25 protein-coding genes are annotated in these 24,585 nt (G+C 72.7%); 10 read left to right on the top strand and 15 right to left on the bottom strand.

Annotated elements, in window-relative coordinates; genetic code table 11:
• Positions 1–4: 4 nt before the first annotated feature.
• Positions 5–814, bottom strand: a complete 810-nt coding sequence (locus IF06_RS0111075) for a hypothetical protein (RefSeq protein ID WP_030270749.1) — start codon at positions 812–814, stop codon at positions 5–7.
• Positions 815–868: 54 nt separating this feature from the next.
• Between IF06_RS0111075 and IF06_RS0111070 the strand changes: the two genes are divergently transcribed.
• Together IF06_RS0111070 and IF06_RS0111065 are read left to right on the top strand one after the other, a co-directional pair.
• The gene (locus IF06_RS0111070; protein ID WP_013284081.1) at positions 869–2,047 is read left to right on the top strand and encodes a DNA recombination protein RmuC; all 1,179 of its coding nucleotides are present in this window, start codon (positions 869–871) and stop codon (positions 2,045–2,047) included.
• 148 nt (positions 2,048–2,195) lie between these two features.
• Positions 2,196–5,486, top strand: coding sequence for a S8 family serine peptidase (locus tag IF06_RS0111065; RefSeq protein ID WP_030270747.1), 3,291 nt, complete (start codon positions 2,196–2,198; stop codon positions 5,484–5,486).
• 58 nt (positions 5,487–5,544) lie between these two features.
• On the opposite strand, the gene IF06_RS0111060 is transcribed toward IF06_RS0111065, so the two are convergent.
• Together IF06_RS0111060 and IF06_RS0111055 are read right to left on the bottom strand one after the other, a co-directional pair.
• Positions 5,545–5,955, bottom strand: coding sequence for a hypothetical protein (locus IF06_RS0111060; RefSeq protein ID WP_030270744.1), 411 nt, complete (start codon positions 5,953–5,955; stop codon positions 5,545–5,547).
• A 38-nt stretch (positions 5,956–5,993) separates the two neighbouring features.
• Entirely contained in the window at positions 5,994–6,983 is a 990-nt protein-coding gene (locus IF06_RS0111055; RefSeq protein WP_030270742.1) for a 4-hydroxy-3-methylbut-2-enyl diphosphate reductase, read from the bottom strand.
• A gap of 87 nt (positions 6,984–7,070) precedes the next feature.
• Between IF06_RS0111055 and xseA the strand changes: the two genes are divergently transcribed.
• Both xseA and IF06_RS0111045 read left to right on the top strand, forming a co-directional pair.
• Positions 7,071–8,327 carry an exodeoxyribonuclease VII large subunit gene (gene xseA, locus IF06_RS0111050; RefSeq protein WP_084588805.1) on the top strand — a complete coding sequence of 419 codons (1,257 nt, stop codon included), beginning with the start codon at positions 7,071–7,073 and terminating at the stop codon, positions 8,325–8,327.
• Positions 8,328–8,340: 13 nt separating this feature from the next.
• Positions 8,341–8,553 (top strand): exodeoxyribonuclease VII small subunit, encoded by a 213-nt coding sequence (locus IF06_RS0111045; RefSeq protein WP_013284076.1) that lies wholly within the window; start codon positions 8,341–8,343, stop codon positions 8,551–8,553.
• Positions 8,554–8,593: 40 nt separating this feature from the next.
• On the opposite strand, the gene IF06_RS0111040 is transcribed toward IF06_RS0111045, so the two are convergent.
• Positions 8,594–9,433, bottom strand: a complete 840-nt coding sequence (locus tag IF06_RS0111040) for a hypothetical protein (protein WP_013284075.1) — start codon at positions 9,431–9,433, stop codon at positions 8,594–8,596.
• Positions 9,434–9,525: 92 nt separating this feature from the next.
• Positions 9,526–10,215: a DUF4245 domain-containing protein gene (locus tag IF06_RS0111035; protein WP_030270737.1), complete on the bottom strand. Its 690-nt coding sequence runs from the start codon at positions 10,213–10,215 to the stop codon at positions 9,526–9,528.
• 147 nt (positions 10,216–10,362) lie between these two features.
• Between IF06_RS0111035 and glpX the strand changes: the two genes are divergently transcribed.
• A complete protein-coding gene (gene glpX / locus IF06_RS0111030; RefSeq protein ID WP_030270735.1) occupies positions 10,363–11,394 on the top strand; it encodes a class II fructose-bisphosphatase in 1,032 nt (343 codons plus the stop codon).
• Positions 11,391–12,371: a DMT family transporter gene (locus IF06_RS0111025; protein ID WP_052166157.1), complete on the top strand. Its 981-nt coding sequence runs from the start codon at positions 11,391–11,393 to the stop codon at positions 12,369–12,371. Before glpX ends, IF06_RS0111025 begins: the two co-directional genes overlap by 4 nt.
• On the opposite strand, the gene IF06_RS0111020 is transcribed toward IF06_RS0111025, so the two are convergent.
• Entirely contained in the window at positions 12,368–13,306 is a 939-nt protein-coding gene (locus IF06_RS0111020) for an NAD-dependent epimerase/dehydratase family protein (protein ID WP_030270731.1), read from the bottom strand. The two genes, IF06_RS0111025 and IF06_RS0111020, sit on opposite strands and share 4 nt — an antisense overlap.
• 139 nt (positions 13,307–13,445) lie before the next feature.
• Here IF06_RS0111020 and IF06_RS0111015 point away from each other — a divergent pair, with 139 nt between their 5' ends.
• Positions 13,446–14,132, top strand: a complete 687-nt coding sequence (locus IF06_RS0111015) for a TetR/AcrR family transcriptional regulator (protein ID WP_013474022.1) — start codon at positions 13,446–13,448, stop codon at positions 14,130–14,132.
• Positions 14,133–14,144: 12 nt separating this feature from the next.
• Here IF06_RS0111015 and IF06_RS0111010 read toward each other — a convergent pair whose 3' ends face one another.
• From IF06_RS0111010 to IF06_RS0110985, 6 genes are all read right to left on the bottom strand, one after another.
• Positions 14,145–15,113 (bottom strand): NAD(P)/FAD-dependent oxidoreductase, encoded by a 969-nt coding sequence (locus IF06_RS0111010; protein WP_013284069.1) that lies wholly within the window; start codon positions 15,111–15,113, stop codon positions 14,145–14,147.
• Positions 15,114–15,219: 106 nt separating this feature from the next.
• Entirely contained in the window at positions 15,220–15,876 is a 657-nt protein-coding gene (locus IF06_RS0111005; RefSeq protein WP_013284068.1) for a rhomboid family intramembrane serine protease, read from the bottom strand.
• Positions 15,877–15,979: 103 nt separating this feature from the next.
• Positions 15,980–16,669: a transglycosylase SLT domain-containing protein gene (locus tag IF06_RS0111000; RefSeq protein WP_030270729.1), complete on the bottom strand. Its 690-nt coding sequence runs from the start codon at positions 16,667–16,669 to the stop codon at positions 15,980–15,982.
• 233 nt (positions 16,670–16,902) lie between these two features.
• A complete protein-coding gene (locus IF06_RS0110995; RefSeq protein WP_013284066.1) occupies positions 16,903–18,312 on the bottom strand; it encodes a PhoH family protein in 1,410 nt (469 codons plus the stop codon).
• A gap of 317 nt (positions 18,313–18,629) precedes the next feature.
• Entirely contained in the window at positions 18,630–19,055 is a 426-nt protein-coding gene (locus IF06_RS0110990) for a hypothetical protein (RefSeq protein ID WP_013474019.1), read from the bottom strand.
• Positions 19,052–19,393 (bottom strand): hypothetical protein, encoded by a 342-nt coding sequence (locus IF06_RS0110985; RefSeq protein WP_013284064.1) that lies wholly within the window; start codon positions 19,391–19,393, stop codon positions 19,052–19,054. The genes IF06_RS0110990 and IF06_RS0110985 overlap by 4 nt, the downstream gene beginning before the upstream one ends.
• Before the next feature lie 264 nt (positions 19,394–19,657).
• Between IF06_RS0110985 and IF06_RS0110980 the strand changes: the two genes are divergently transcribed.
• The 3 genes from IF06_RS0110980 (at position 19,658) to otsB (ending at position 21,509) form a co-directional block, all read left to right on the top strand.
• Entirely contained in the window at positions 19,658–20,098 is a 441-nt protein-coding gene (locus IF06_RS0110980; RefSeq protein WP_030270727.1) for an XRE family transcriptional regulator, read from the top strand.
• 163 nt (positions 20,099–20,261) lie between these two features.
• A complete protein-coding gene (locus tag IF06_RS0110975; protein WP_013284062.1) occupies positions 20,262–20,615 on the top strand; it encodes a hypothetical protein in 354 nt (117 codons plus the stop codon).
• Between the two features lie 69 nt (positions 20,616–20,684).
• Complete coding sequence (gene otsB / locus IF06_RS0110970; RefSeq protein WP_013284061.1) at positions 20,685–21,509, top strand: trehalose-phosphatase; 825 nt, start codon at positions 20,685–20,687, stop codon at positions 21,507–21,509.
• Positions 21,510–21,654: 145 nt separating this feature from the next.
• Here the strand turns inward: otsB and IF06_RS0110965 are convergent, their stop codons facing one another.
• From IF06_RS0110965 to IF06_RS0110955, 3 genes are all read right to left on the bottom strand, one after another.
• A complete protein-coding gene (locus IF06_RS0110965; RefSeq protein ID WP_013284060.1) occupies positions 21,655–22,425 on the bottom strand; it encodes an isoprenyl transferase in 771 nt (256 codons plus the stop codon).
• Between the two features lie 31 nt (positions 22,426–22,456).
• Entirely contained in the window at positions 22,457–23,617 is a 1,161-nt protein-coding gene (locus IF06_RS0110960) for a geranylgeranyl reductase family protein (protein WP_030270724.1), read from the bottom strand.
• 91 nt (positions 23,618–23,708) lie between these two features.
• Positions 23,709–24,566: a hypothetical protein gene (locus tag IF06_RS0110955; RefSeq protein ID WP_013474016.1), complete on the bottom strand. Its 858-nt coding sequence runs from the start codon at positions 24,564–24,566 to the stop codon at positions 23,709–23,711.
• Positions 24,567–24,585: the final 19 nt, after the last annotated feature.

The following is a 24,585-nucleotide window of genomic DNA, read 5'->3' as shown; positions in this document are numbered from 1 at the left end:
TCGACTAGAAGTCGCCGCCGCCGAAGTCACCACCGAAGTCCCCGCCGCCGAAGCCACCGAAGTCGCCGCCGCCGTAGTCGCCGCCGCCGAAGTCGCCACCGGCGTAGTCACCACCGCCGCCCGTGTCGCCGCCGCCCATGTCGCCGCCCTGGTCGCCGAAGTCCTGGCCGTCGCCGAAGCCCTCCTGGTAGCCGGCGTCGTACCCGGGGTCGGCGAACGCGGGTGAGAACAGCGCGTCCGCGATCAGGAGACCGCCGACCACACCGACGCCTGCGCCGAGCGCGGTCTTCCACCACGGCGTGGAGTACCAGCCGGCCGGCACCGGCCGCCCCTGGAACCGGCCACCCGGGTAGTAGTAGGGCGTCGCGTTTCCCGGCTGCGGGCCGGCCCGGAACGTCTGCCCCTGCACGTCGACCTGGCGCTCCTTGGTGATCGCGCCGGCGCCCTGGGCAGCGGCGAGCGGCGGCAGCTCCGGGCCCGGGTCGATGCCCATCGCGGTCCGCGCCGCCCGGATGTACGCCAGCCCTTCCAGCGCGGTCTCCCGGGCCAGCCCGAACTGGCGCGGCGTGGTCGCCTGCTCCAGCTGCGAACCGGCCGCGTTGTACCGCTCACCGGCGTCGGCGAGCGCCTGCCGGACCGCGGGAGCGTCGCCGTGCAGGTTCATCAGCTGGCCGCCGAGCCGCTCGTACCAGCGCTGCGCCTCGGCGCGGGCGTCGGCCAGCTCGTTCGCCCGGCGCGATCTGCTCCCCCTCCGCCAGAACACGAACGCACCTCCGAGCAGCAGGATCAGGACCAGCCACAACGCGAACTCCATGACTCGAACGTACCCACCGGGCGCTCGTCGTACCCGTTTGGCAAGCTCTTGGCCATGAGCTTTGCGACGCTGGCCGTGGTGGTGCTCTGCCTCGCCGCGGGCGGCGCGGTGGGCTGGCTGGCCGCGCGGGCGCGCGCCGCGGCCGACATCGCCCGCCTGGAGGCGACACTCGCCGCCACCCAGGCCGGCGAGGGCCGGCTGGAGCAGTCCATGCGGGCGCTCAGCTACGAGGCGACGGCGCAGTCCCAGGAGGCGGTGGCCCGCGCGGTCGCGCCGCTGCACGACACGCTGCGCCGCTACGAGCAGCGGGTGGCGGAGCTGGAGCGGGACCGCGTCGACGCGTACGCCGAACTGCGCGAGCAGGTGCGGTCCATGAGCGCCGTCTCCGGCGAGCTGCGCACCGAGACCAAGCAGCTGGTCGCCGCGCTGCGCGCGCCGCAGGTGCGGGGCCGCTGGGGCGAGCACCAGCTCCGCCGGATCGTCGAGGCCGCCGGCATGCTCGAACACTGCGACTTCAGCGAGCAGGTCACCGCCGCGACCGACCACCAGGGGGTACGCCCCGACCTGGTGGTGCGGCTGCACGGCGGCCGGACGGTGGTGGTGGACGCGAAGGCGCCGTTCGACGCGTACCTGACCGCGATGGAGGCGCGCGACGAGCGGGGGCGCGACACCCACCTGGACGCGCACGCCCGGCACCTGCGCGCGCACGTGGACGGCCTGGCGGCCAAGTCCTACTGGTCGGCGTTCGACCAGACGCCCGAGTTCGTGGTGCTGTTCGTGCCGGCGGACCCGTTCCTCGACGTGGCACTGCAACGCGACCCGTCCCTGCTGGAGCACGCGTTCGCCCGCAACGTGGTGCTCGCCACGCCGGCCACGCTGGTGGCGCTGCTGCGCACTGTGGCCTACTCGTGGCGGCAGGAGGCGCTGGCGCGTAACGCCGCCACCGTCCACTCGCTGGCCCGCGAGCTGTACGGGCGGCTGTCCACACTGGGCGACCACGTGGGCAAGCTCGGCAGTTCGCTGAGCGGTGCGGTGACGGCGTACAACCGGGCGGTGGGGTCGCTGGAGGCGCGGGTGCTCGTCAGCGCCCGCAAGCTGGCCGAGCTGGGCGTCTCCGACGACGAGCTGGCCGCGCCGGCGCAGGTCGAGCTGGCGCCGAGGCAGCCGCAGGCACCCGAGTTGCTGGGCACGCCGTCCACATCGGCCGAAAGGTCGACGGACGTCGACGCCTAACACGGCACGCGCGGTGACGTAGACCGATCCGTGTCACGGACTGATCACAAACCGAGGCCGGGTAGTGACACATGTCGTCGTGACACGCAGGATCACCGTCACACGTGCCCTGCCCCTCGAGGGCCCTGTTCTCTGGAGGAAGAGAACGTTGAGTAAACCCCGCACGCGCAGCCGGCGACCGTCCGCCGCGCTTCTGGCCTCGGTCCTCGCGGCCAGCGCCCTGACCGTGGGAGGTGGCGCCGGTACCGCGAGCGCCGCCCCCGCCGCCGACCCCTCGCTGCCGGCCGCCGCGAAGGCACTGGGCGCACACGACGCCAAGCTGCTCGACGAGGCCGAGGCGAAGAACGCGCCGACCGTCACGATGATCATCGCGGCGAAGAAGGGCTCGGCCGAGAAGGTCGTCGACGGCCTGACCGGCCTCGGCGCCACTGTCAGCCAGCGGTACGACCAGATCGGCTACGTGCTGGCGAAGGTCCCCACCGCGAAGGCGCTCAAGGCCGCCACGCTGCCCGGTGTCGCCGCCGTCGACCTGGACGAGACCATCAAGCTCCCCGACCCGGCGCCCGAGGCGGCACCGAAGGGCGCCAAGTCCGCCACCCAGGCTCAGGCGCTGGCCGGGCCGGGCGGTGACACCGGTGCGGTGAACCCGTACATGCCGACCAACGAGACCGGCGCGGAGGCCTTCAAGGCCGCGCACCCGGAGTGGGACGGCCGCGGCGTCACCATCGGCATCATGGACTCCGGTGTGGACCTCGACCAGCCGGCACTCCAGACGACCACCACCGGCGAGCGCAAGATCGTCGACTGGGTCACCGCCACCGACCCGCTGGAGGACGCCTCCTGGCGGCCGATGCTGACCGAGGTCAGTGGCCCGGCGTTCACCACCTCGCTCGGCACGTGGACCGCACCGGCCGGCAACTACCGGTTCAACGTCTTCCGCGAAAACATCACCGCGAACAGCGACGCGCGCGGTGACCTCAACCGCGACGGCGACACCACCGACTTCTGGGGCGTGCTCTACAACCCCGCCAACGGTGACGTGCGCGTCGACGCGAACCAGAACAACGACTTCACCGACGACGAGGTGATGCGGCCGTACAAGGAGCGGTTCCAGGTCGGCCGCTTCGGCACCGACAACCCCGCCACCGCGGTACGCGAGCAGATCCCGTTCGTCGTCGAGTACCGGCGCAACGTGAACACCGCCCCGGTCGGCGGCCCCGGTCTGGTCGACTACGTCAACATCGGCATCATCGAGAGCACCCACGGCACCCACGTCGCCGGCATCACCGCCGCCAACGACATGCTGGGTAACAGCGCCTTCGACGGCGCCGCCCCGGGCGCCAAGCTGGTCTCCGCCCGCGCCTGCTCGTGGGGTGGCGGCTGCACCGCGGCGGCACTCACCACCGGCATGGCCGACCTGGTGATCAACCGCAAGGTCGACGTGGTGAACATGTCGATCGGCGGTCTGCCCGCGCTCAACGACGGCTCGAACGCCCGCGCGGTCCTCTACAACGACCTGATCAACACCTACGGTGTGCAGCTGTTCATCTCGGCCGGCAACTCCGGTCCGGGCGTGAACACGGTCGGTGACCCGTCGGTCGCCACCGACGTGGTGAGCGTCGCGGCGAGCGTCAGCAAGGACACCTGGCTGGCCAACTACGGTTCGGTGGTCCGCAAGGACAACGCGCTGTTCAACTTCTCCTCGCGCGGCCCGCGTGAGGACGGCGGCTTCAAGCCGAACATCACCGCCCCCGGCTCGGCCATCTCCACCGCGCCGACCTGGCAGGCGGGCAACCCGGTGCCGGAGGCGGGCTACCCGCTGCCCCCGGGCTACCAGATGCTCAACGGCACCTCGATGGCCGCCCCGCAGGCCACCGGCGCCGCCGCGCTGCTGCTGTCGGCCGCCAAGGCGACCGGCAAGGGCGTCACCCCGGCCGCGCTGCGCCGGGCCGTCTACACCTCGGGCCAGCCGATCACCGGCGTCCCGACGTACGCGCAGGGCTACGGCATGTTCAACGTGCCGGGCGCGTGGAGCCTGCTCGCCAAGGGCGTGCAGACCCGCACCTACACCTCCGAGGCGCCGGTCTGCACCGAGCTGTCGCCGAACCTGACCCGCTACGACCGGGCCTCCGGCACGTTCGTGCCGAACCCGAACGTCGGCACCGGCCTCTACAACCGCTGCGCCGCCGACCGTGGTGGCCAGAAGGTCAAGGAGAGCCGCCACTACGAGGTGAAGCTGACCCGTACCAGCGGCCCGAACAAGGGCGTCAAGCACGAGGTCGCCTTCCGCGGCAACGACGGCACCTACAGCGCCCCCAAGGTGGTCTGGCTGCCGCTGAACAAGACCGTCACCGTCAAGGTGAAGGCCAAGCCGATGACCGCCGGCGCGCACGGCGCCATCATGACCGTCGACGACCCGGCCACCTCCGTCGTCGACTTCGAGGTCGCCACCATCGTGATCGCCTCGAACCCGGTCGCCGCTCCGGCGTTCTCGTTCTCGGCCGACGGCTCGGTCGAGCGCAACGGCTTCCGGTCGTACTTCGTGACCGTCCCGCCGGGTGCGGGCGCGCTCCAGGTCAACCTGTCCGGCATCGCGACCGGCTCGCAGACCCGGTTCATCGCCATCAACCCGTACGGCGTGCCGGTCGAGAGCACCGCCAGCACCGCCTGCTACACCAACTTCTCCGACGCCGCGGTCTGCAAGCCGCAGGAGCGGGACTACCAGAACCCGCTGCCGGGCGTGTGGGAGATCGAGGTGGAGGCGCGTCGCACCTCGCCGGCGCTGGACAACCCGTTCCGGCTCCAGGCCCGCGTGCAGGGCGTCAAGGTGGAGCCGGCCGTCGTCCAGCTCCCGTCGGTCACCGCCGGCACCCCGTCCCCGGTGAGCTGGAGCCTGACCAACACCTTCGGCCCGGTCCAGGTGACCGGCGTCGGCGGCCCGCTGGCCAGCGTCCGGACCGAGCGGCCGAGCATCACCGAGGGCGCCAGCCAGGAGTACGTGGTGGAGGTGCCCGCGGGCGCCACCTCGTTCACCGCCCGGATCGGCAACCCGTCCGACCTGAGCGCCGACCTGGACCTGACGGTGTTCCGCGGCACCACTCAGGTGGGGCAGGCAGCCGACGGTGACTCGGAGGAGGCCGTCACGCTGACCAACCCGGCGCCCGGCACCTACCGGGTCGTGGTCGACGGTTACTCGATGAGCGACCCGAGCACCGCGTACGACTACCGGGACTCGTTCGCGTCCCCGGCGCTGGGCACGCTCTCCGCCCCGTCCACGCCGCTGTCCCTGGCCAACGGCGCCACCGCCACCCTCACCGGTGCGGTGACCGCCCTGTCCACCCCGGCCGCCGGCCGGGAGCTGTACGGCGACATGGCCGTCACCACCACCGAGGGCGCGGTCGTCGGCCGCGGTTCGGTGGAGGTCGTCTCGGTCGGCTGATCCGCTGACACGAAGGAGCCCCGTCCCCTCTCGCAGGGGGCGGGGCTCCTTCGTGTCGTCAGGCGGGGCGGGCGGACTCGACCACGAACGGGGTGCCCTGCTGGCAGGTGGTCATCATGCCCGGCTCGGGGCGGCCGGTGACCTCGACCTTGGCGCCGGCCTTGAGCACGTCGCGCGGGCCACCGACGAGCAGGTGGCCGTCGAGCAGCAGACAGTTCGGCTCGACGCCGGCCTGCACCGTGCCGCTGATGACGGTGCCGCCGACACCCGGCGGGGTCGACGGCCCGCCCTTCCAGGAGGGGTCCGGACGGCTCGGGCTGGTGCCGGGGTCGGGCTGGCTGGTCACCGGGGCGGCTCCCGTCGTACTCGGGCTCGGGTCGGAATCGGCGGACCCGTCGCCGGGTGCGGCGCAGGCGGTCAGCGCGAGACCGGCGAGCAGTGCGACGAGCACCGTACGAGGAGTCTTCATGGTTGGTTGGACGCGGCCGACGGCCGATCCGTTCCCGGTCAGCCGCGGGCCGCGGCGGCGGCCTTCATGTCGCGCTTGAGCTCCTGCGGCAGCGAGAACGTCAGCCGCTCGTCGGCGGTGGTGATCTCCTCGACGTCGCCGAAGCCGCGCTCGGCGAGGTGCGCGAGCACCTGCTGGACCAGTTCGTCCGGCACGCTCGCGCCGGAGGTCACGCCCACGGTCCGGGCGCCGGTCAGCCAGGCGTCCTCGATCTCGTGCGCGAAGTCGACCAGGTAGCCGGCGCGGGCCCCGGCGTCGAGCGCCACCTCGACCAGCCGGACCGAGTTCGAGGAGTTGCGCGAACCGACCACGATCACCACGTCGCACTCGGGGGCGATCTCCTTGACCACGTGCTGGCGGTTGGAGGTCGCGTAGCAGATGTCGTCGCTGGGCGGCGACTGGAGCAGCGGCAGCCGCTTCTTGAGCCGGGCCACGGTCTCCAGCGTCTCGTCCACCGACAGCGTGGTCTGGGAGAGCCAGACCACCTTCTCCGGGTCGCGCACGGTGACCTTGTCGACCCCGTCCGGGCCGTCGACGAGCTGGATGTGGGCGGGCGCCTCACCGGCGGTGCCGATGACCTCCTCGTGCCCCTCGTGCCCGATGAGCAGGATGTCGTAGTCCTGCGCGGCGAACCGGCGGGCCTCGTGGTGGACCTTCGTGACCAGCGGGCAGGTGGCATCGATCGCCCGCAGCGAGCGCTGCTTGGCCTGCTCGTAGACCTCGGGGGCGACGCCGTGGGCGGAGAAGATGACTGTGGCGCCCTCCGGCACCTCCTCGTTCTCCTCCACGAAGATCGCGCCCTGGGCCTCCAGCGTGCGCACCACGTGCTTGTTGTGCACGATCTGCTTGCGCACGTAGATCGGCGCGCCGTAGAGCTTCAGCGCCTCCTCGACGGTCTGCACCGCCCGGTCCACACCCGCGCAGTAGCCGCGGGGGTTGGCCAGGAGCACGCGCTTGCCGGTCCGGGGAGTCGTCTCAGCGTCAGTCACCCGCCCATCGTACGTGCCGCCCTCCCGCGCGGCAGCGGCCGCGAGGCGCACGCGGGTGCTGTCGGTCCCGGGCCGTAGGGTGGGCGGGTGAGCGCGGGCGAGGAGGGGCGGAGCACGTCTGACGGGCGGAGCACGTCGGACGGGCGCAGCACGGCCGAGGAGCCGTGGCCGGTCCGGGTGGTCAGCCAGAAGGTGGGCGCCTGGATCGCCCGCCTGGGCTGGGTCTGGGTCGACGGCCAGGTGGCGCAGATCAGCCGCCGCCCCGGCGCGAGCACCGTCTTCCTCACGCTGCGCGACCCGTCGGCCGATCTCAGCCTGACCGTCACCACCAACCGCGACGTGCTGGACGCGGGCGCGCCGGAGCTGCGCGAGGGCGCCCGGGTGGTGCTGCACGCCAAACCCGAGTTCTACGCCGCGCGGGGCACGCTCAGCCTGCGGGCCGACGAGATCCGCCAGGTCGGCCTCGGTGAGCTGCTGGCCCGGCTGGAGAAGCTCAAGAAGCTGCTCGCCGCCGAGGGCCTGTTCGACCGGTCCCGCAAGCGGCGGCTGCCGTTCCTGCCGGGCCGGGTGGGCCTGATCACCGGCCGAGCCTCGGCGGCCGAGCGGGACGTGCTGACCAACGCCCGCCGCCGCTGGCCCGCCGTCGACTTCCGCACGATCAACGTGGCGGTGCAGGGGCCGAGCGCGGTGCCGGACATCGTCGGGGCGCTCAAGGTGCTCGACGCCGACCCGGCCGTCGACGTGATCGTCATCGCCCGGGGCGGCGGGGGCATCGAGGATCTGCTTCCCTTCTCCGACGAGGCGCTGTGCCGGGCGGTCTTCGCCTGCCGCACGCCGGTGGTCAGCGCGATCGGCCACGAGACGGACGCGCCGCTGCTCGACTACGTGGCCGACGTCCGCGCCTCCACCCCGACCGACGCGGCGAAGCGCGTCGTGCCGGATCTGACCGAGGAGACCCGGCTGATCGGCCAGGCCCGGTCCCGGCTGGAACGGGCCGTTCGTCACCTGGTCGACCGGGAGCAGCACCGGATCGACCTGCTGCGCTCCCGCCCGGTGCTGGCCCGGCCGCAGGTGATGGTCGAGCAGCGGGCGGTGGACGTGTCCGCGCTGCGCGACCGCGCCGGCCGGTCCCTGGAGCATCGGCTGCGGGGTGCCACCGACGACCTGCGGCACACGCTGGCTCGGCTGCGCGCGCTGTCCCCGGCCGCGACGCTGGAGCGCGGCTACGCGATCGTGCAGCGCGTCGACGGCCACGTCGTCCGCGCGGCCTCCGAGGTGGCCAAGGGCGATCCACTGCGGGTACGCCTCGCCGAGGGCGAGCTGACCGCCACCGTCGACGGCTGAGGGAAGAGAGACGATGACCGGGACGAAGCAGGACGAACAGCTCAGCTACGAGCAGGCCCGCGCCGAGCTGGCCTCGGTGGTGGAGAAGCTGGAGGCGGGCGGCACCTCGCTGGAGGAGTCCCTCGCCCTCTGGGAGCGCGGCGAGCAGCTCGCCGGGGTGTGCCAGCGCTGGCTGGACGGCGCCCGCGCCCGCATCGACGCCGCCCGCCAGCGCGCCGAGGAGTGACGGTGGGATTCGGCGCGATCGCCGAACCCCACCGCAGACCTCAGTTGAACAGGTTGTACAGCTCGGCGGGGGCCTCGACGACCTGGTCGGCCGAGGGCTTCTGGGCCGGCGCCGCGTTGCCGTAGTCGGTGTAGGTGATCTTCAGGTCCTGCGCGGCGCTCTGCCCGGCAGCCGGGATCTTGAGCACCATCTCGCTGAGCCGGCCCTGGGTGTCGACCTTGGCGGTGAACGGCACCGACTGGGCCTGCGCCCCGAGCGCGGTGATCACGGCCGGGTCGAGCGAGCCCGCCTCGGCGGCCTTCGACACGTCGACGGTGCCCTCGTACGCGCCCTCGCCGGTCTGCCGTACCTCGGTGATGCCCTGGGTGAGCACGGCGCTGCCGGCCGGGTCGAGCTTCTCGAAGTCGAAGCCCAGCGCCCGGTTGCCCTTGACCCGGTTCTGGTCGAGGTGGTGGTACTTGCCGGTGTTGAGGTTCTTCACGCCGGGGATCTGCGCCGCAGCGGTGCCGCCGAGTTCCAGCTTGACCCAGCTGTCCGGCTTGGCGTGGATCAGGTCCAGCTTCATCATCAGGTCCGACGACGGGTCGCCGATGGTCATCCGCATGTCGGCGCTCTGGCTCGGCTCGTGCACCTGCCCTTCGGCGGTGGAGCCCGCGCCGGTCATGGAGAACTTGAAGTTCCCCTCACGGATCGCGTTCGTGGAGTCGAGCAGAGCCTGCTTGGCCGCGCTGCTGGACGCCGTGGCGCTCGGTGCGACGCTGCCGGAGGCGCTCGGGGTCGCGGAGGCGTCGGACGTCGTCCCGTTGCCGTTGCAGGCCGCCAGGCCGGGAATGAGCAGCGCCGCGGCGAACGCGGTGGCGCTGAAGCGTCGAATCTTCACGTCAACCTCTCCAGGTGGGTCGTCCGGGCTCGATGTCCCTTCTGTTCCCGGAAGCGGGGTTCCGCAATCCCGCGTCACCCGGAGGGAGGACGTCAGCGCAGCGACGTGGCGAGCTTGCGCAGCTCCGTCTCCCCCGCGTCACCGACAACGATCACCGTACGGTTCGGCTCCAGCAGGACGAGCGCCTGCTCGTTGCCGCGTGCCGTGTAGCGCTGCCAGCTCAGCCCGCCGGGCAGGTCGGCCGCGCCCTGCGGCTGCCCCTCGGTCAGCTCGGCCGGCAGCAGCTTCTCCGCCGGGACGTTGCTCTCCACGAGCTGCGCGCCCCGGCCCTCCGGGGTCACGTACCCGATCCGCAGCGTCGAGCCGTCCGCCTCGGTCCGGAAGCGGGCGTTGACCGTACGCCAGTCGTCGCCCAGCCCGGTCGGCTCGCTGACCGGGAAGGCGTTCGCGGAGCGGGCCTGCTCCAGCGCGGGCGCCGGGTCGACTGTGACCGGCGAGTCGCCGCCGAGGAAGCCCCGGTAGAAGGCGAGCAGCAGCGCGATCGGGACCAGCAGGATCAGCAGGGACAGCGCCATGTCCTTCGGCGACCGCTCGGAGCGGGCCTTCTCCTTGCCCGCCGGCGGCGCGGGGGTGTCCACCGCGGGGGCCGGCTCGCCCCGGTCCGCGACGAGCGCGGGCTGACCCTCGGACGGGGCCGGGGCGCCATCCGGTCGGACCGGCGGCTGGCCCTCCGGCGGGGTGGCGTCGGTCGGTGTGCGGTCGGCAGGCTGTGCGGCTTCCACCCGGCCATTGTCGCAGCCCACCGGGTGACGTGATCCTGGCCTCCTCCGCCCCGCCGGGACGGCGAACCTGAGATCGTGTGAGGATCAGCGACAAAACCGGCGGCGGTGGCCGCCGGTCCCACCCCGCAACGTCGCGAGGAGGCCGCCATGACAACCACCAGGACGCGGACGCCCCAGAATCTCGACCGCAACCTCGCCCTCGATCTGGTCCGGGTCACCGAGGCCGCGGCGATGGCCGCCGGCCGCTGGGTCGGCCGGGGCGACAAGGAAGGCGGCGACGGCGCAGCAGTCGACGCCATGCGAAAGCTGATCAACTCGATCCCGATGCGCGGCGTCGTGGTGATCGGCGAGGGCGAGAAGGACAACGCCCCCATGCTGTTCAACGGCGAGGAGGTCGGCGACGGGACCGGCCCCGAGGTGGACGTGGCGGTCGACCCGATCGACGGCACCACGCTGATGAGCAAGGGCATGCCGAACGCGCTGGCGGTGCTCGCGGTCGCCGAGCGCGGCGCGATGTTCGACCCGAGCGCCGTCTTCTACATGGAGAAGCTGGCGGTCGGCCCGACGTACGCCGACGTGGTGGACATCAACGCCGGGGTGGCCGAGAACATCAACCGGATCGCCAAGGTCAAGGGCACCGACGCCGCCGAGGTGACCGTGTGCGTGCTGGACCGGTCGCGCCACGACGACCTGATCAAGCAGATCCGGCGTACCGGTGCCGGGATCCGGCTCATCTCCGACGGGGACATCGCGGGCGCCATCGCGGCGGCCCGCGGCGAGTCGGACGTGGACGTGCTGATGGGCATCGGCGGCACCCCGGAGGGCATCACCGCCGCGTGCGCGCTCAAGTGCATGGGCGGCATGATGCAGGCCAAGCTCTGGCCGAAGGACTCCGACGAGCGTCGCAAGGCGCTGGACGCCGGGCACGACCTGGACCGGGTGCTGTTCACCGACGACCTGGTCACCGGCGACAACTGCTTCTTCGTGGCCACCGGTGTCACCTCCGGCGACCTGCTGCGCGGTGTGCGCTACCGCTCCGGCGGCGCGTACACGCAGTCGATCGTGATGCGCTCCAAGAGCGGCACCATCCGGGTGATCGACTCGTACCACCGCCTGGAGAAGCTCGCCCTCTACTCGGCTGTCGACTTCGACGGACGCCCGCTGGCCGAGCAGGAGTGAGCAGAGCCGGGACGGTGGCACCACCGGCACCGCCGACGCTGTCGACCGGGCGACGTGTCGCCGGTGTCGGGTTGGCCACCGCCTCGGGCGTGATGGTCGCCGTGCAGTCCCGGATCAACGGTGAGCTGGGCGTACGCCTGGCCGACGGGATCGACGCCGCGGTGGTCTCGTTCGGTGTGGGCCTGCTGATCCTGCTGGTGCTGGTCCCCGCCACCCCCGGTGGCCGGCGGGGACTGGCCGCCCTGCGCGGCGCGCTGCGCTCCGGCGCGCTGCGGCCCTGGCAGTGCCTGGGCGGCGTCTGCGGCGCGTTCCTGGTGGCGACGCAGGGGCTGACCATCGGCGCGCTCGGCGTCGCGGTCTTCACCGTCGCGGTGGTGGCCGGGCAGTCCGGCAGCAGCCTGCTCGTCGACCGGGCCGGCATCGGCCCGGCCGGCCGGCAGCCGGTCACCCCGAATCGGCTGATCGGCGCGGTGCTCACAGTGCTCGCCGTCCTGCTGGCGGTGGGCGACCGGCTCGGCGACCCGCACGCGCTGGCGCTGGCGCTGCTGCCGCTGGCGGCGGGGGTGGGCATCGCCTGGCAGCAGGCGGTCAACGGTCGGGTCCGGGCGGCGGCGGGCAGTGCCATGACCGCCACGCTCGTGAACTTCACAGTCGGTACGGCGGCGCTGCTCGTCACCTTCGCGGTGGACCTGGCGGTACGCGGACGGCCGGCAGGCGCGTTCCCGGACGAGCCGTGGCTCTATCTCGGCGGCCCGCTCGGGATCGTGTTCATCGCGCTGGCCGCCGCCCTCGTCCGGTTCACCGGGGTGCTGCTGCTCGGCCTGGCCACGATCGCCGGGCAGATCGTCGGTGCGGTGCTGCTGGACCTGCTGCTGCCCACCGCCGCCTCGCACCCCGGGCTGGACACGCTGCTCGGCGCGGCGCTGACCATGGTCGCCGTGCTCGTCGCCGCCTTCGGCCCGACCCGCCGCCCTTAGCGGGCGGCGGCGGGCGCGGCGGCGCGCAGGCCGGTCACCATCTCGTCGACGACCCGGTCCAGCGGCGTCCCCTCGATCCCGAACGTCTCGCTGGCCGCGGTGGAGTCCATCACGAACGGCCCGGCGAACTGGTGCGCGGTCTCCCGCATCTCCCGGGCGAACGGGTCGGCCAGACCACCGAGCCAGAGCACCGGGTAGGGCATCCGGGTCAGCCGGGGCGCCGGCGCCCCGGCCCGCTTCGCCGCCCGGTCGGCGAGCGCCCGCATGGACATCGGGGGCGCGCTGGGCACGTGCCAGGCCCGTCCCCAGGCGCGCGGGTCGGTGGCGGCGGCGACGAGGGTACGGGCCACGTCCCCCACGTACGTCCAGGTGTGCGGCGCGTCCCAGGCGACCGGCAGGAACACCCGCTGCCCGGCGAGCACCTTGGGCAGCACCATCATGGGCAGCGAGGTGCCGCCGAGGCCGATGTAGTCGGAGCCGCGTACCTCGGTGACCCGGGCCCGGCCGGCGCGGTGGGCGGCCAGCGCGTCGGCCCACATCCGGTTGCGGACGCGGCCCTTGACGCCGGTGGCGGCGAGCGGGGTCGCCTCGGTCATCGGGGCGTCGACCGGGCCGTACCCGTAGAGGTTGCCGACTGTGGCGAGCACGGCGCCGCTGCGCTCGGCGGCGGTGAGCAGGGCGGCGGCCAGCGGCGGCCAGTCCGTCGGCCACGTGTGGTACTGCGGGTTGGCGCAGTTGTGGAGCGCGTCCGCGCCCTCGGTCAGCGCGGCGAGCCGGTCCGCGTCGGCGGCGTCGGCGGCCACCCGCTCGATCGCCGGATGCTCGGGGCCGGTACCGCGCCGGGTGACCACCCGCACCCGCTCGCCGCGCTCGGCGAGGAGGCGGGCGGTGGCGGTGCCGACGGGGCCGGCGCCGACGATCACGTGCAGTGCCATGACAGGTCCACCTTCACTGAAGCAGTAATTCGAATCGAGAGCACCGCTCTCGGAACAGAGCATGACTCACGGAAGCGGCGCAAGTCAAGAGCAGTGCTCTCTCTTTTGATTGCTGCTCTCGTCGTGACAGAGTGGGGGCATGGTCGCTCCCTCGCTCCGCGCCCGGGTCCGCGCCGGGATGATCGAAGAGATCAAGACGGTCGCCCGCCGCCACCTGGACACCGACGGCGCGAACCTCTCCCTGCGCGCGGTCGCCCGCGACCTCGGCATGGTCTCCTCGGCGATCTACCGCTACTTCCCCAGCCGCGACGACCTGCTCACCGCGCTGATCCTGGAGGCGTACGACGCGCTCGGCGACGCGGTGGAGGCGGCCGACGCCGCCGCCGACCAGGCCGACCTGCGCGGACGCTGGCTCGCCGCCTGCCGGGCCGCCCGCGCGTGGGCGCTCGACCACCCCGCCGAGTACGCGCTGCTCTACGGCAGCCCGGTGCCCGGGTACGCGGCCCCGGACGACACCGTCGTGCCGGCCCAGCGCCCTCCGGTGACCCTGGTCGGCATCCTGCGCGACGGCCTGGCCTCCGGCCGGCTCGCCCCGCCCGACGAGGATCTGCCCGAGCCGCTGCGCGGCGACGTGGCCGAACTGGTCGAGCTGATCGGGATGGACGTGCCGCCCGCGCTGCTGGCCCGCGGCATGGCCGGCTGGACCCAGTTGTTCGGGCTGATCAGCTTCGAGCTGTTCGGCCGGATCAACCGGGCGCTGCCGCACCGCGACGAGTACTTCGACCACCAGATCGGCCTGATGGCCGACCTGGTCGGCCTGCCCTGACGCCGGTCGGCGTCAGGTGCCGTCGGAGGAGTGACCCGGGAACAGGTGCGCGGTCGGGTCGATGACGACAGCCGCGTTGTTGACGGCGGTGGCGGCCTCACCGAAGCCGGTGGCGATCAGGCGGACCTTGCCCGGGTACTCGGTGATGTCCCCGGCCGCGAACACACGGGGCAGGTTGGTGGCCATCGCGCTGTCCACCACGATGTGCCGGCGGTCGAGGTTCAGCCCCCACTCGGCGAGCGGACCGAGGTCGGCGGTGAAGCCGAGCGCGGCCACCACGGTGTCCACCGGCAGCGTCTCCACCTCGCCGCCGCGTACGGTCAGCTCGGCGCCGGTGACCGTCTCCTCGCCGTAGAGCCGGCTCACCTCGGCGTTGACCACGATCCGCACCGGCAGCGCGCGGACACGCTCGATGGTGGCCGCGTGCGCCCGGAAGCGGTCCCGCCGGTGCACAAGCGTCACCGACCGGGCCAGCGGCGCGAGCGTGGCCGCCCAGTCGAACGCCGAGTCGCCGCCGCCGACGATGAGCACGTGCCGGTCGGTCAACTCGGTGGGCTGCGGCACGAAGTAGACGATCCCACCGCCGGTGAAGCTCTCCGCGACCGGCAGCGGCCGGGGCGTGAAGCTGCCGAGCCCGCCGGTGACCAGCACCGCGCCGCAGCTGAGCTGCTCGCCGCCGGCCAGGCCGAGCACCGGCCGGCCGTCCAGGTAGGACAGCTTCTCCGCGCGTACGCCGAGCCGGTAGTCGGGACGGAACGGCGCGGCCTGGGCGACCAGGTTCGTGACCAGCTCGCGGCCCTTGATCGCGGGGAAGCCGGCGACGTCGAGGATCAGCTTCTCCGGGTACATCGCGGTGACCTGACCGCCCGGCTCGGGCAGCGCGTCGATCACCGACACGGAGAGTCCACGGAAACCGGCGTAGTAGGCGGCGAAGAGTCCGGCGGGACCGGCCCCGATCACGGCGACATCGACCTCGCGCATGGCGTACCGTCACTTTCCGCTTCGGGATCACCCCGTGCTGATGCGGAAACGGTAGGCGGGCAGGTGGCCGCGGGCAAGGACGTCCCGCGGTTCGATCAACGCGCCGTCAGGGCAGCGTCATCCTCGGTGAGCCGAGGCGGTCGGACTCGCCGGTGTCGTTGCGGCGGCGGAACAGGATCGCCGCGACCACGCCGCCGAGCAGCCCGAACAGGTGGCCCTGCCAGGAGATGCGCTCGTCGGTCGGCAGGATGCCGAGCAGTTGCCAGCCGTAGAGCAACCCGACCAGCAGGCCGACGGCGAAGTTCCACCAGCTCCGCTCCACCACGCCCCGGGTGAGCAGGATGCCGAGGTAGCCGAAGATCACGCCGCTGGCACCGACCACCACCGAGTTGGGTGAGCCGGTGAACCAGACGCCCAGACCGCTGACCAGGATGATGACGGCGGTGGACCAGAGGAACCGGCGGGTGCCCGCGGCGAGCACGAACGTGCCGAGCAGGATCAGCGGGATGCTGTTGCTGTAGAGGTGGTTCCAGCCGGCGTGCAGGAACGGCGAGAAGAAGACGCCGTCCAGGCCCTGGAGCCGCTGCGGGATGATGCCGGCGGTGTAGTCCAGGCCGAGTCGCAGGCCGACGTCGAGCGCCTCGATGAGGAACAGCACCGGGACGACCGCGCACATGGCGACGAAGGCCCGGCCGAGCGCCGCATAGAACGCGTCGGTGCCGAACCGGTAGGGGTCGCCACTGGGGCCGCCGTGCCAGGTCACCTACCAAGAGCTATCAGCAAATGCGGCAGGCCGCCAGTCGGACGGCGGTACGACGACGGCGGGACACCCGGGTCTGTCCGCGTGTCCCGCCGTCGTGGTGATGTCAGTACCAGCCCGAACTCTGCGACTTCTGCCAGGCGCCGCAGGGGGTGTCGTACCGGCCCTTGATGTAGCCGAGACCCCAGGTGATCTGGGTCGCCGGGTTGGTCTTCCAGTCGTCGGCGACCGAGGCCATCTTGCTGCCCGGCACCGCCTGCGGGATCCCGTACGCCCCGGAGGAGCTGTTGGAGGCCTTCGGGTTCCAGCCGCTCTCCTTGGTCCAGAGCTTGTCCAGACAGGGGAACTGGTCGATGCCGAAGCCCTTGTCGAGCATGATGGCGCAACCGATCTTCCGGTTGCCGCTGTACTCCGCGCACGAGGACGGGATCGGGCCGTCGTACGGCTTGGCCTTCGCCTCCGCCTCCTCCTCGGCCGCGGCCCGCTCCTTCTTGCGGGTGGCGGCGGCCGCCTCGGCCTTTCTGGCCCGCTCGGCGGCCTCCTTCGCCGCCGCGGCGGCACGCAGCTTCGCCTGGTACTCGGCGGCACGCTGCCGGGACGAGTCCACGCGGTGGTCGGACAGCCGGTCGCGCTGGTACGCGTACTCCGTCTGGTCGACCTTCAGGCCGACCTGCGCGGTCAGGCCCTGCTGCTGGGTCTGTCGATCCTCGCCCAGATAGAAGCCGCCGGCGACGCCCACGGAGAGCAGCGCGACAGCGGCCGTACGGGCGCCGAACCGGCTCCACAGCCGACTCACGAAGTTTCCCTTCGTCGGGGGCAGGGACACGGCACGCGCATGGCCGGGTCGGGTCACGCCGGGTGCCGTGAGCGCACCGGTACCGGTGTGACTCCGGGCCGTGTCCGGCTCCCGAGTGGTAGGTGACGCTCGATGGACACCATTGCGCACAGTGAGGCCAGTGGGAAATGGCCGGGCTTAAAAGTGATCTGCGTCACCCTAAAAATGCGGACAAAGTAGGGCAAAAGCGGCGCTCAGCCGGGGATGTCCTCCAGCAGGTCGGTGACCATGGCGGCGATCGGAGAACGCTCCGATCGGCTGAGCGTGACGTGCGCGAAGAGGGGATGCCCCTTCAGCGCCTCGATCACCGCCGTCACCCCGTCGTGCCGGCCGACCCGCAGATTGTCCCGCTGGGCCACGTCGTGGGTGAGCACCACCCGCGACCCCTGGCCGATGCGCGACAGCACGGTGAGCAGTACGCCCCGCTCCAGCGACTGCGCCTCGTCCACGATGACGAACGCGTCGTGCAGGCTCCGGCCGCGGATGTGGGTCAGCGGCAGCACCTCCAGCAGCCCGCGCGAGGTGACCTCCTCCAGCACGTTCTCGTGCACCACCGAGCCGAGCGTGTCGAAGACCGCCTGCGCCCAGGGCGACATCTTCTCCGACTCCGACCCGGGCAGGTAACCGAGTTCCTGGCCGCCGACCGCGTACAGGGGGCGGAACACGATCACCTTCTTGTGCCGGCGCCGCTCCATCACCGCCTCCAGGCCGGCGCAGAGCGCCAGCGCGGACTTGCCGGTGCCGGCCCGTCCACCGAGCGACACGATGCCGATGGACTCGTCCAGCAGCAGGTCGAGCGCGACCCGCTGCTCCGCCGAGCGCCCGTGCACACCGAACGCCTCCCGGTCGCCCCGGACCAGCCGGATCGTCTTGTCCGGCAGCACCCGGCCCAGTGCCGAGCCCCGCCCGGAGTGCAGCACCAGGCCGGTGTGGCAGGGCAGGCCCGCGGCAGCGTCGACGTCGAGCGTCTCGCCCGCGTACAGCCGGCCGATCTCCTCCTCGGCCAGGTCCAGCTCGGCCATCCCGGTCCAGGTCGGGTCGCTGGCCTGACCGTGCCGGTACTCGTCGGCGCGCAGGCCCACCGAGGCTGCCTTCACCCGCAGCGGCATGTCCTTGCTGACGAGCGTGACCTCACGCCCCTCGGCGGCCAGGTTGAGCGCCACGGACAGGATGCGCGCGTCGTTCGACTCGTTGCGGAAGCCGGGCGGCAGCACCCCGTCGTCGGTGTGGTTCAGCTCCACCCGCAGCGTGCCGCCCTGGTCGTTGGCGGGCACCGGGCGGTCCAGCCGGCCGTGCCGCACCCGCAGCTCGTCCAGCATGCGCAGCGACTGGCGGGCGAACCAGCCCAGCTCGGGGTGGTGTCGCTTGCCCTCCAGCTCGGAGATCACCACCAGCGGCAGCACCACCTCGTGCTCGGCGAAGCGGTGGAAGGCCGCCGGGTCGGACAGCAGGACCGAGGTGTCCAGGACGAAGGCCGGGCCGGCTGGTCGGGGCTCCTCGGCCTCCGCGGCGGCGGCGCCGCGGCGGCTGCGGGTGGTCCGGCGGGTCGGGGCGGTCGAGGCCGGGGTCTGCTCGGCTCCGGCGGGGGTACGGCGAGTGGTCACAGGCCTGCTCCGCGGATGGGCACCCGGCCACCCGAGTTCCGCCTCTTCCGGTGCCCGGAGGACACGGGGTCGGATGCGGGCCCCGTGCGCGAGGACGCAGGTCCGGGCTGTCCGGCTGGCCCGGGAAAACCCCGTGCCATGCCTAGACGCTAATCGCACCGGGGCCGCGGGGCTAGAGGTGCGCGTGGATCATCGTTCGGTCTTCGCCGGACGTACACCCGTTCGAGTGACCGGCGTACCGGAACCGGCCGGGATGCATGCCCCCTGCGCGCACCCCGGCCGGTCGTCCACTGCGGCGCCGCGACGCGGCGCGGGCCTCAGCCCTGGCGGCGCACCAGCGTGCCGGCCCGCGGTCCGGCGCCGGCCGCGCCGAACGACGATCCGGTGTACGTGGTGCCCACCCGGCCGACGGCGCCGAGCTGGGCCGTGGCGGTGACGCGGACGGCCGGGGCCGAGCCGGGCCGGGCGGCGACCGCTGCGGGTACGGAGGTGCCGGCGAACGGCACGGCCGAGCGCCCGGCCGAGGTCACCACGGTCGGGCCGGGACCGGACAGCGCCGAGGCGATCGCCGCCTGGGCATCACGCCGACGGCGGTTCCAGGCGCCCCGGTCACCGTCGAAGTAGCCCTGGCGGTAACCGAACCGGTAGCCGATGCGGTAGCTGAGCTGACCGTGCAGGCGCCCGGCCGCGTAGCAGGTGGAGCCGAGGAGGAGAACGAGCACCACGGCGAGAAAGGGGGTCATCGCTCGTCCGCCCCGGGCAGCGGGTCGACCACCAGCAGGCGCTCCAGATCGTCGGTGCTGACCTCCTCGACCAGCTCCACGCTGATCCGGCAGCCGTCGAGGATCACCTCGGCCACCGACGCCCGGCGGATCTCCCCGCCGGAGTCGTAGACCCGCACGCTCAGCTCCGGGCAGCCGAGGTGGGTCCGCCAGGCGTCCCACTCCCCCCGGTCGCCGACGCTGAGTGAGAGATACCGGCACCCGCGGGCGAGATAGAGACGCCAGGGGGCGCTCAGCCCGGCGGACACTCCGTCCGCGATCAGCCCGAAAGCCTGGGCACGTGTCGCGAGCTCGGTCACGAAACCCCCTCGGCACCCGCGGAGTGACGCATGTGAGCACTCGTCGTCTCAAGCACGTGACACACCGTAAGTTGTCTCATGAGCGTGACAGTATCAGCTTTTCAGGCCTTTGCCGCCGTACTCGTGTCCATCTATTCTGCCCGGGTGACACCCCTCAGGAGCAGCACTGAATCGTTTACCGGAAATCCCGGATCATCGTCACGTCGGCGTGACAGCAGCGCGCCGAGCCGTCCTCTAGGGACCGACTGGCCGTACCGTCACGGGGTGACCGAGACGACCAACGCACGGAAGATCGCGTTCGCCACCTTCGTCCGGCGCGCGCTCGACGACGCCCGCGCACTGCGGGCCTGGAGCGGCACCGAGGTCTCCCGGCGCACCGGCGTCTCCCGCCAGACCATCAACCGATGGGTACGCGGCGACTGGGCCAGCGACCCGGAGGCGGAACGGGTCGTCGCCTTCTGCGAAGGGCTGGGGCTCGACCCCGCCGCCGCGTTCATCGCGCTCGGCTGGGACCGGGCCGCCGGACCGCGTACCGCGCCGACCCCGCCCCCGATGGACCCGGACGTGGAGGCGCTGCTGCGCCGGCTGGTCGATCCGAACGTCTCCGACGCGGAGAAGTTCCACATTCGAGAAACCATTCGTTACCTCGCATATCGCCCGACTCTGCCGAGCGGTGTCCGAAATAGGGGCAAACAAGCCGGGTAGTTCCTCAGATGGCGAAAGAACGGAAGGTCGGACCCGATCGTTTCGCCTCGGGGACGGATCGGACCCGCTAGCGTCCACGTTTGTACTGCTAGGGGCTCGTCATCGGCGGGGGGACGGGACACAGCCGAACCCAGCCCTGCGGGACAGAAGGAGGGGTCTGTCCATGACCCTGAAATGGTTGGCAGTCGTGGTCGCGGTGGTGTCGCTGACATCGTGCGTGACCGGCAACGTGGTGGTCGGCGTACTGGACGGCGGGCAGCTTCCCCTGGTCGTCAACCTCTTCGCGCTCACCACGGCCGGCACCGCGGTGATCCTCGCCGTCGTCGCCGAGCTGCACGATCGGCTCAACGACCGGGTCAGCGCGCTCACCGAGTTCCTGGTGGCGCGGCTCAACGAGATCGAGGCACACACCGGCGACCGCAACACCGGCTTCGTGGAGGGCTACCTGCTCAGCCACGGGCAGGAGGCGGCCGTGGTGCCGTTCGGTCGCCGGGGACGAGGAGCCGCCGAACGCTGATCCCCACGTCGTTCCGACGTCACATCTCGGCCACGAATACGCCGCCCGGCGCGGGGTACGCTGACGCGCGTGCCGCCGTTGAATCTGGGCAACCAGCAGCCGAAGACCCCGTTGAACGCGGAGCACGCATGGCGTGCGACCGCTGACCGCGCGGGTGACGTCGTCCTCTTCTTCGACTTCGACGGCACACTGGCGCCCGTCGACGACGACCCCACGGCCGTACGGCCCGCGCCCAACGTGCTCACCGCGCTGGAGGCGCTCGCCCCGCACGTCCGCCGGATCGCCATCGTCTCCGCCCGCCCGGTGGACTTCCTGCGTGACCACCTCGGCGGCCTCGCCGGCATCGACCTGTACGGGCTCTACGGCCTGGAGCACAGCCACTCCGGCGGCGAGACGGTCACCGAGCCGGCCGCCCTGCCGTGGGTGCCGACCATGTCGGAGCTGGCCGAGCAGGCCCGCGCCGAACTGCCGCCCGGCGCGCTCGTCGAGTTCAAGCGGCTCTCCGTGGCGCTGCACTGGCGTACCGCCCCGCAGCTCGGCGACCTGGTGCAGGAGTGGGGCCGGGCCCAGGCCGAGCGGCTGGGCCTGCGCGCCCAGCCGGGCCGGATGGTGCTGGAACTGAAGCCCCCTGTCGACCGGGACAAGGGCATGGTGATCGGCGAGACGGTCCGGGACGCCGGTGGCGCCTGGTACTTCGGCGACGACGTCTCCGACATCAAGGCGTTCGCCGCGCTGCGCGCCCGCGCCGCCGCCGATCCCGACTTCCTCGGTGTCTGCGTCGCCGTCGCCAACCCGGAGACCGGTCACGAGGTGGCCGATGCCGCCGACCTGACCCTGGACTCCCCGGCCGCCCTGGCCGACTTCCTCACCGCCGCCCTGCCCCACCTCCGCTGACGCCCCCGCCCCCGCCCCCGCGGTTTCTCCCCCGCGATCTTGCACTTGCCGCCCCGGCAAAGCAGGGCAAAAGCCCCGCCCTCGGGGCCGAAAGTGCAAGATCGCCGGGGCGAGAGTGCGGCGAGGGCGGTGGGGGCGCCGGGGGTCAGGTGCCGAAGCGGCGCTGGCGGGTGGCGTAGGAGCGCAGGGCCCGCAGGAAGTCGACCTTGCGGAAGTCGGGCCAGTTCAGCTCGCAGAAGTAGAACTCCGAGTGCGCGCTCTGCCAGAGCATGAAGCCGGAGAGCCGCTGCTCGCCACTGGTCCGGATGATCAGATCCGGGTCCGGCAGCCCCTTCGTGTAGAGGTGCTCGGAGATGTGGTCGACGTTGATCGAGGTGGCCAGCTCCTCGATCGTGCCGCCGTTCGCCGCGTGCTCCACCAGCAGCGAGCGGACCGCGTCGGCGATCTCGCGCCGCCCGCCGTACCCGACTGCGATGTTGACCTGAGCCCCGCCGTCGCGGTCGCGGGTGCGTTCCTCGGCGGCCTTGAGCGCGGCGGCGTGCTGCGCCGGCAGCACGTCGAGCGCGCCGACCATCCGCAGCCGCCAGGGGTTGCCCTCCTCCGCCAGCTCGGTGGTGAGGTCCTCGATGATCTGGAGCAGCGGGTCCAGCTCGGCGGCCGGGCGGGACAGGTTGTCGGTGGAGAGCAGCCAGAGTGTGACGTGCCCGACGCCTGCCGCGTCGCACCAGCGGAGCAGCTCCTTGATCCGCTCGGCGCCCATCCGGTGGCCGTCGTTCGGGTCGACGAAGCCCATCTCCCGGGCCCATCTGCGGTTGCCGTCGCACATCACGCCGACGTGTGCGGGTACGGGCTTGCCCGCGAGCTTCGCCGTCAGCCGGCGCTCGTACACGGAGTAGAGGAGTTTCCGCAGAGTCATCACCTTGCAGGGTAGCGACCCGCGGGAGAGATCAGTGTCTCGGTGGCATATCACCTGACTGTGCGCCGGTCCGGCGTGGTCGCGGCAGGTCCGCCCCGATCGCCATCAGGGTGCGCGCGTCCAGCCGGCCGTCGCCGAGTCCCAGCTCCACCACGGTGCGGTAGACGCGTTCGTCCCGCCGGGCCGCGCCGACCACCGCGTCGACCACCCGGCGCCGCCGGGCCAGCCACGCCGCCACCGAGCTGTGCCGCAGGTGGGTGCCGAGCCGGGCGCGCAGCGCGGCGGCGTACGCCCGGGCGGCTCCGGCCGGGGAGCCGGCCGCCGCCGCGCCGGCGAGCGCTCCGGAGCGCAGCGCGTAGAAGATGCCCTCGCCGGTGAACGGGTTGATCAGCGACAGCGCGTCCCCGGCCAGCACCACCCGTCCGCGGCCGGGAGCGGGCCGGTGGGTGGAGAGCGGCAGGTGGTGCGCCCGCAACCCGGTCACCGTGGCCGGGTCGACGTCCGGGAGCAGCGCGGCCATCCGGTCCAGCAGGTGCGCGCGGGTCAGTGGCTCGCCGCGCAGCACCTCCCCGTACCCGACGTTCGCGCGACCGTCGCCGATCGGAAAGGCCCAGGCGTACGCGGGCCAGCGCGCCGCCGAGGTGACGATGAGCTGTTCGGGCGGCCCGGCCGGTGTGGGCGCGTAGCCCCGGATGGCGAGCGCCAGGTGCCGGTCCGGGTTGACCGGGTGGCCGAGCGCCCGCCGTACCACCGATCCGGCGCCGTCAGCGCCGACCACCGCCCGCGCGGACAGCTCTCCGTCGAGCAGCACCCGGTCGGCGGCGATGTCCACCCGGCGTACGGTGTGTCGCCGCAACTCCGCGCCCGCCGCCACCGCCGCTGCCACCAGGCGCGCGTCGAACACCTGGCGGGGCACCGTGTACGCGGGCCGGGGCAGCGTCCGGGCGACGGTGCCGCCACCGGGGCCGACCAGGCGCAGCGCGGGCAGTGGCGCGTAGCCGTCGACCGCGCCGGTCACGCCCAGCTCGGCGAGGACGTCCAGCGCGTGCGCGGCGATGCCGTCTCCGCACGCCTTGTCGCGGGGGAAGTCGGACCGGTCGAGCAGCAGCACCCGCGCCGCCCCGGCCCGCCGCGCGCCGAGCGCTGCGGCGGCCCCAGCCGGCCCCGCCCCCACCACCACGACGTCCCACACCCCCTCATCCTGCCCCGCCGCACCCCGCCCCGGGCGACGATCATGAGGTTGACGGCAGGGAAGGAGATCGAATAAGCCGCCAACTTCATGGTCATCCGAGTGAGGGTGGGGTGCGGGTGGCGCGGTGCAGGGAGTAGAAGGTGAGGGCCGCCGCCGTGACCAGGGGGGCGCCGTCGCGGATCAGGCCGTCGGTGCCGAGCAGCCACCAGCACAGCGGCAGGTCGATCGCCAGGACGCCGAGTGTGACCACTACCAGCGCTCGGCGCGCCCATGCCCGGTCGCGCAGCAGGAAGGCGGTGCAGAACAGCACGGCGTAGCTGACCGCGATGCCGGCGCCGAACCAGAAGATCAATGCCGGTACGGCGGCCAGCCGCCCGTCCAGTACGGCGCCGGTCGCGACGAGCGCCGGCACGAGCATCAGCGGGCTGTAGGTGAACGCCGCGACCCGGGCGGTGAGCAGCCAGCCGTTCGCCTGCGGGCGCTTCGGCGCCATCTCCCGCCAGGCGATCGTCCCGCCCTCGACGACCAGGCCCTTACGGTGCCGGACCAGGTGCGCGCGGATCGCCTCGGAGCGGTAGAGCAGCACCACCACGGCGACGCAGAGCGCGGTGAGCACGGCGAACCCGACCAGGCCCGGCAGCGCGGGCACCCCCTGCCGGGGCACGATCAGCCGCCCGACCGCGAAGATCGTGGTCACGGCCAGGATCAGCCCGAACGGCCGCGCACCCACCCGGCCCTTGTTCACCTGCCCGATCAGCAGCAGGAAGCCGAGCGACCGGAGCATCGCCCAGCCGGTGCGTACGGCCAGACCGAACTCCTGCTCCGGGGCGTACCAGTAGTTGAGCAGCTCGACCACGACGGTGGCCGCCGCGGTCACGGCGAGCAGCGTGGTGAGCGCCCGGACGGCGGACGGCCGCCGGACCTCGACAGGTTCAGCGGCCGTCCTCATGGCATCCGATGTTGCCCGG

It is taken from the genome of Micromonospora globosa, from assembly GCF_000717585.1.
GTDB lineage: Bacteria > Actinomycetota > Actinomycetes > Mycobacteriales > Micromonosporaceae > Micromonospora > Micromonospora aurantiaca.
The sequence above is the reverse complement of the archived record's forward strand: the minus strand, read 5'-3'. Positions and strand labels throughout refer to the sequence as shown.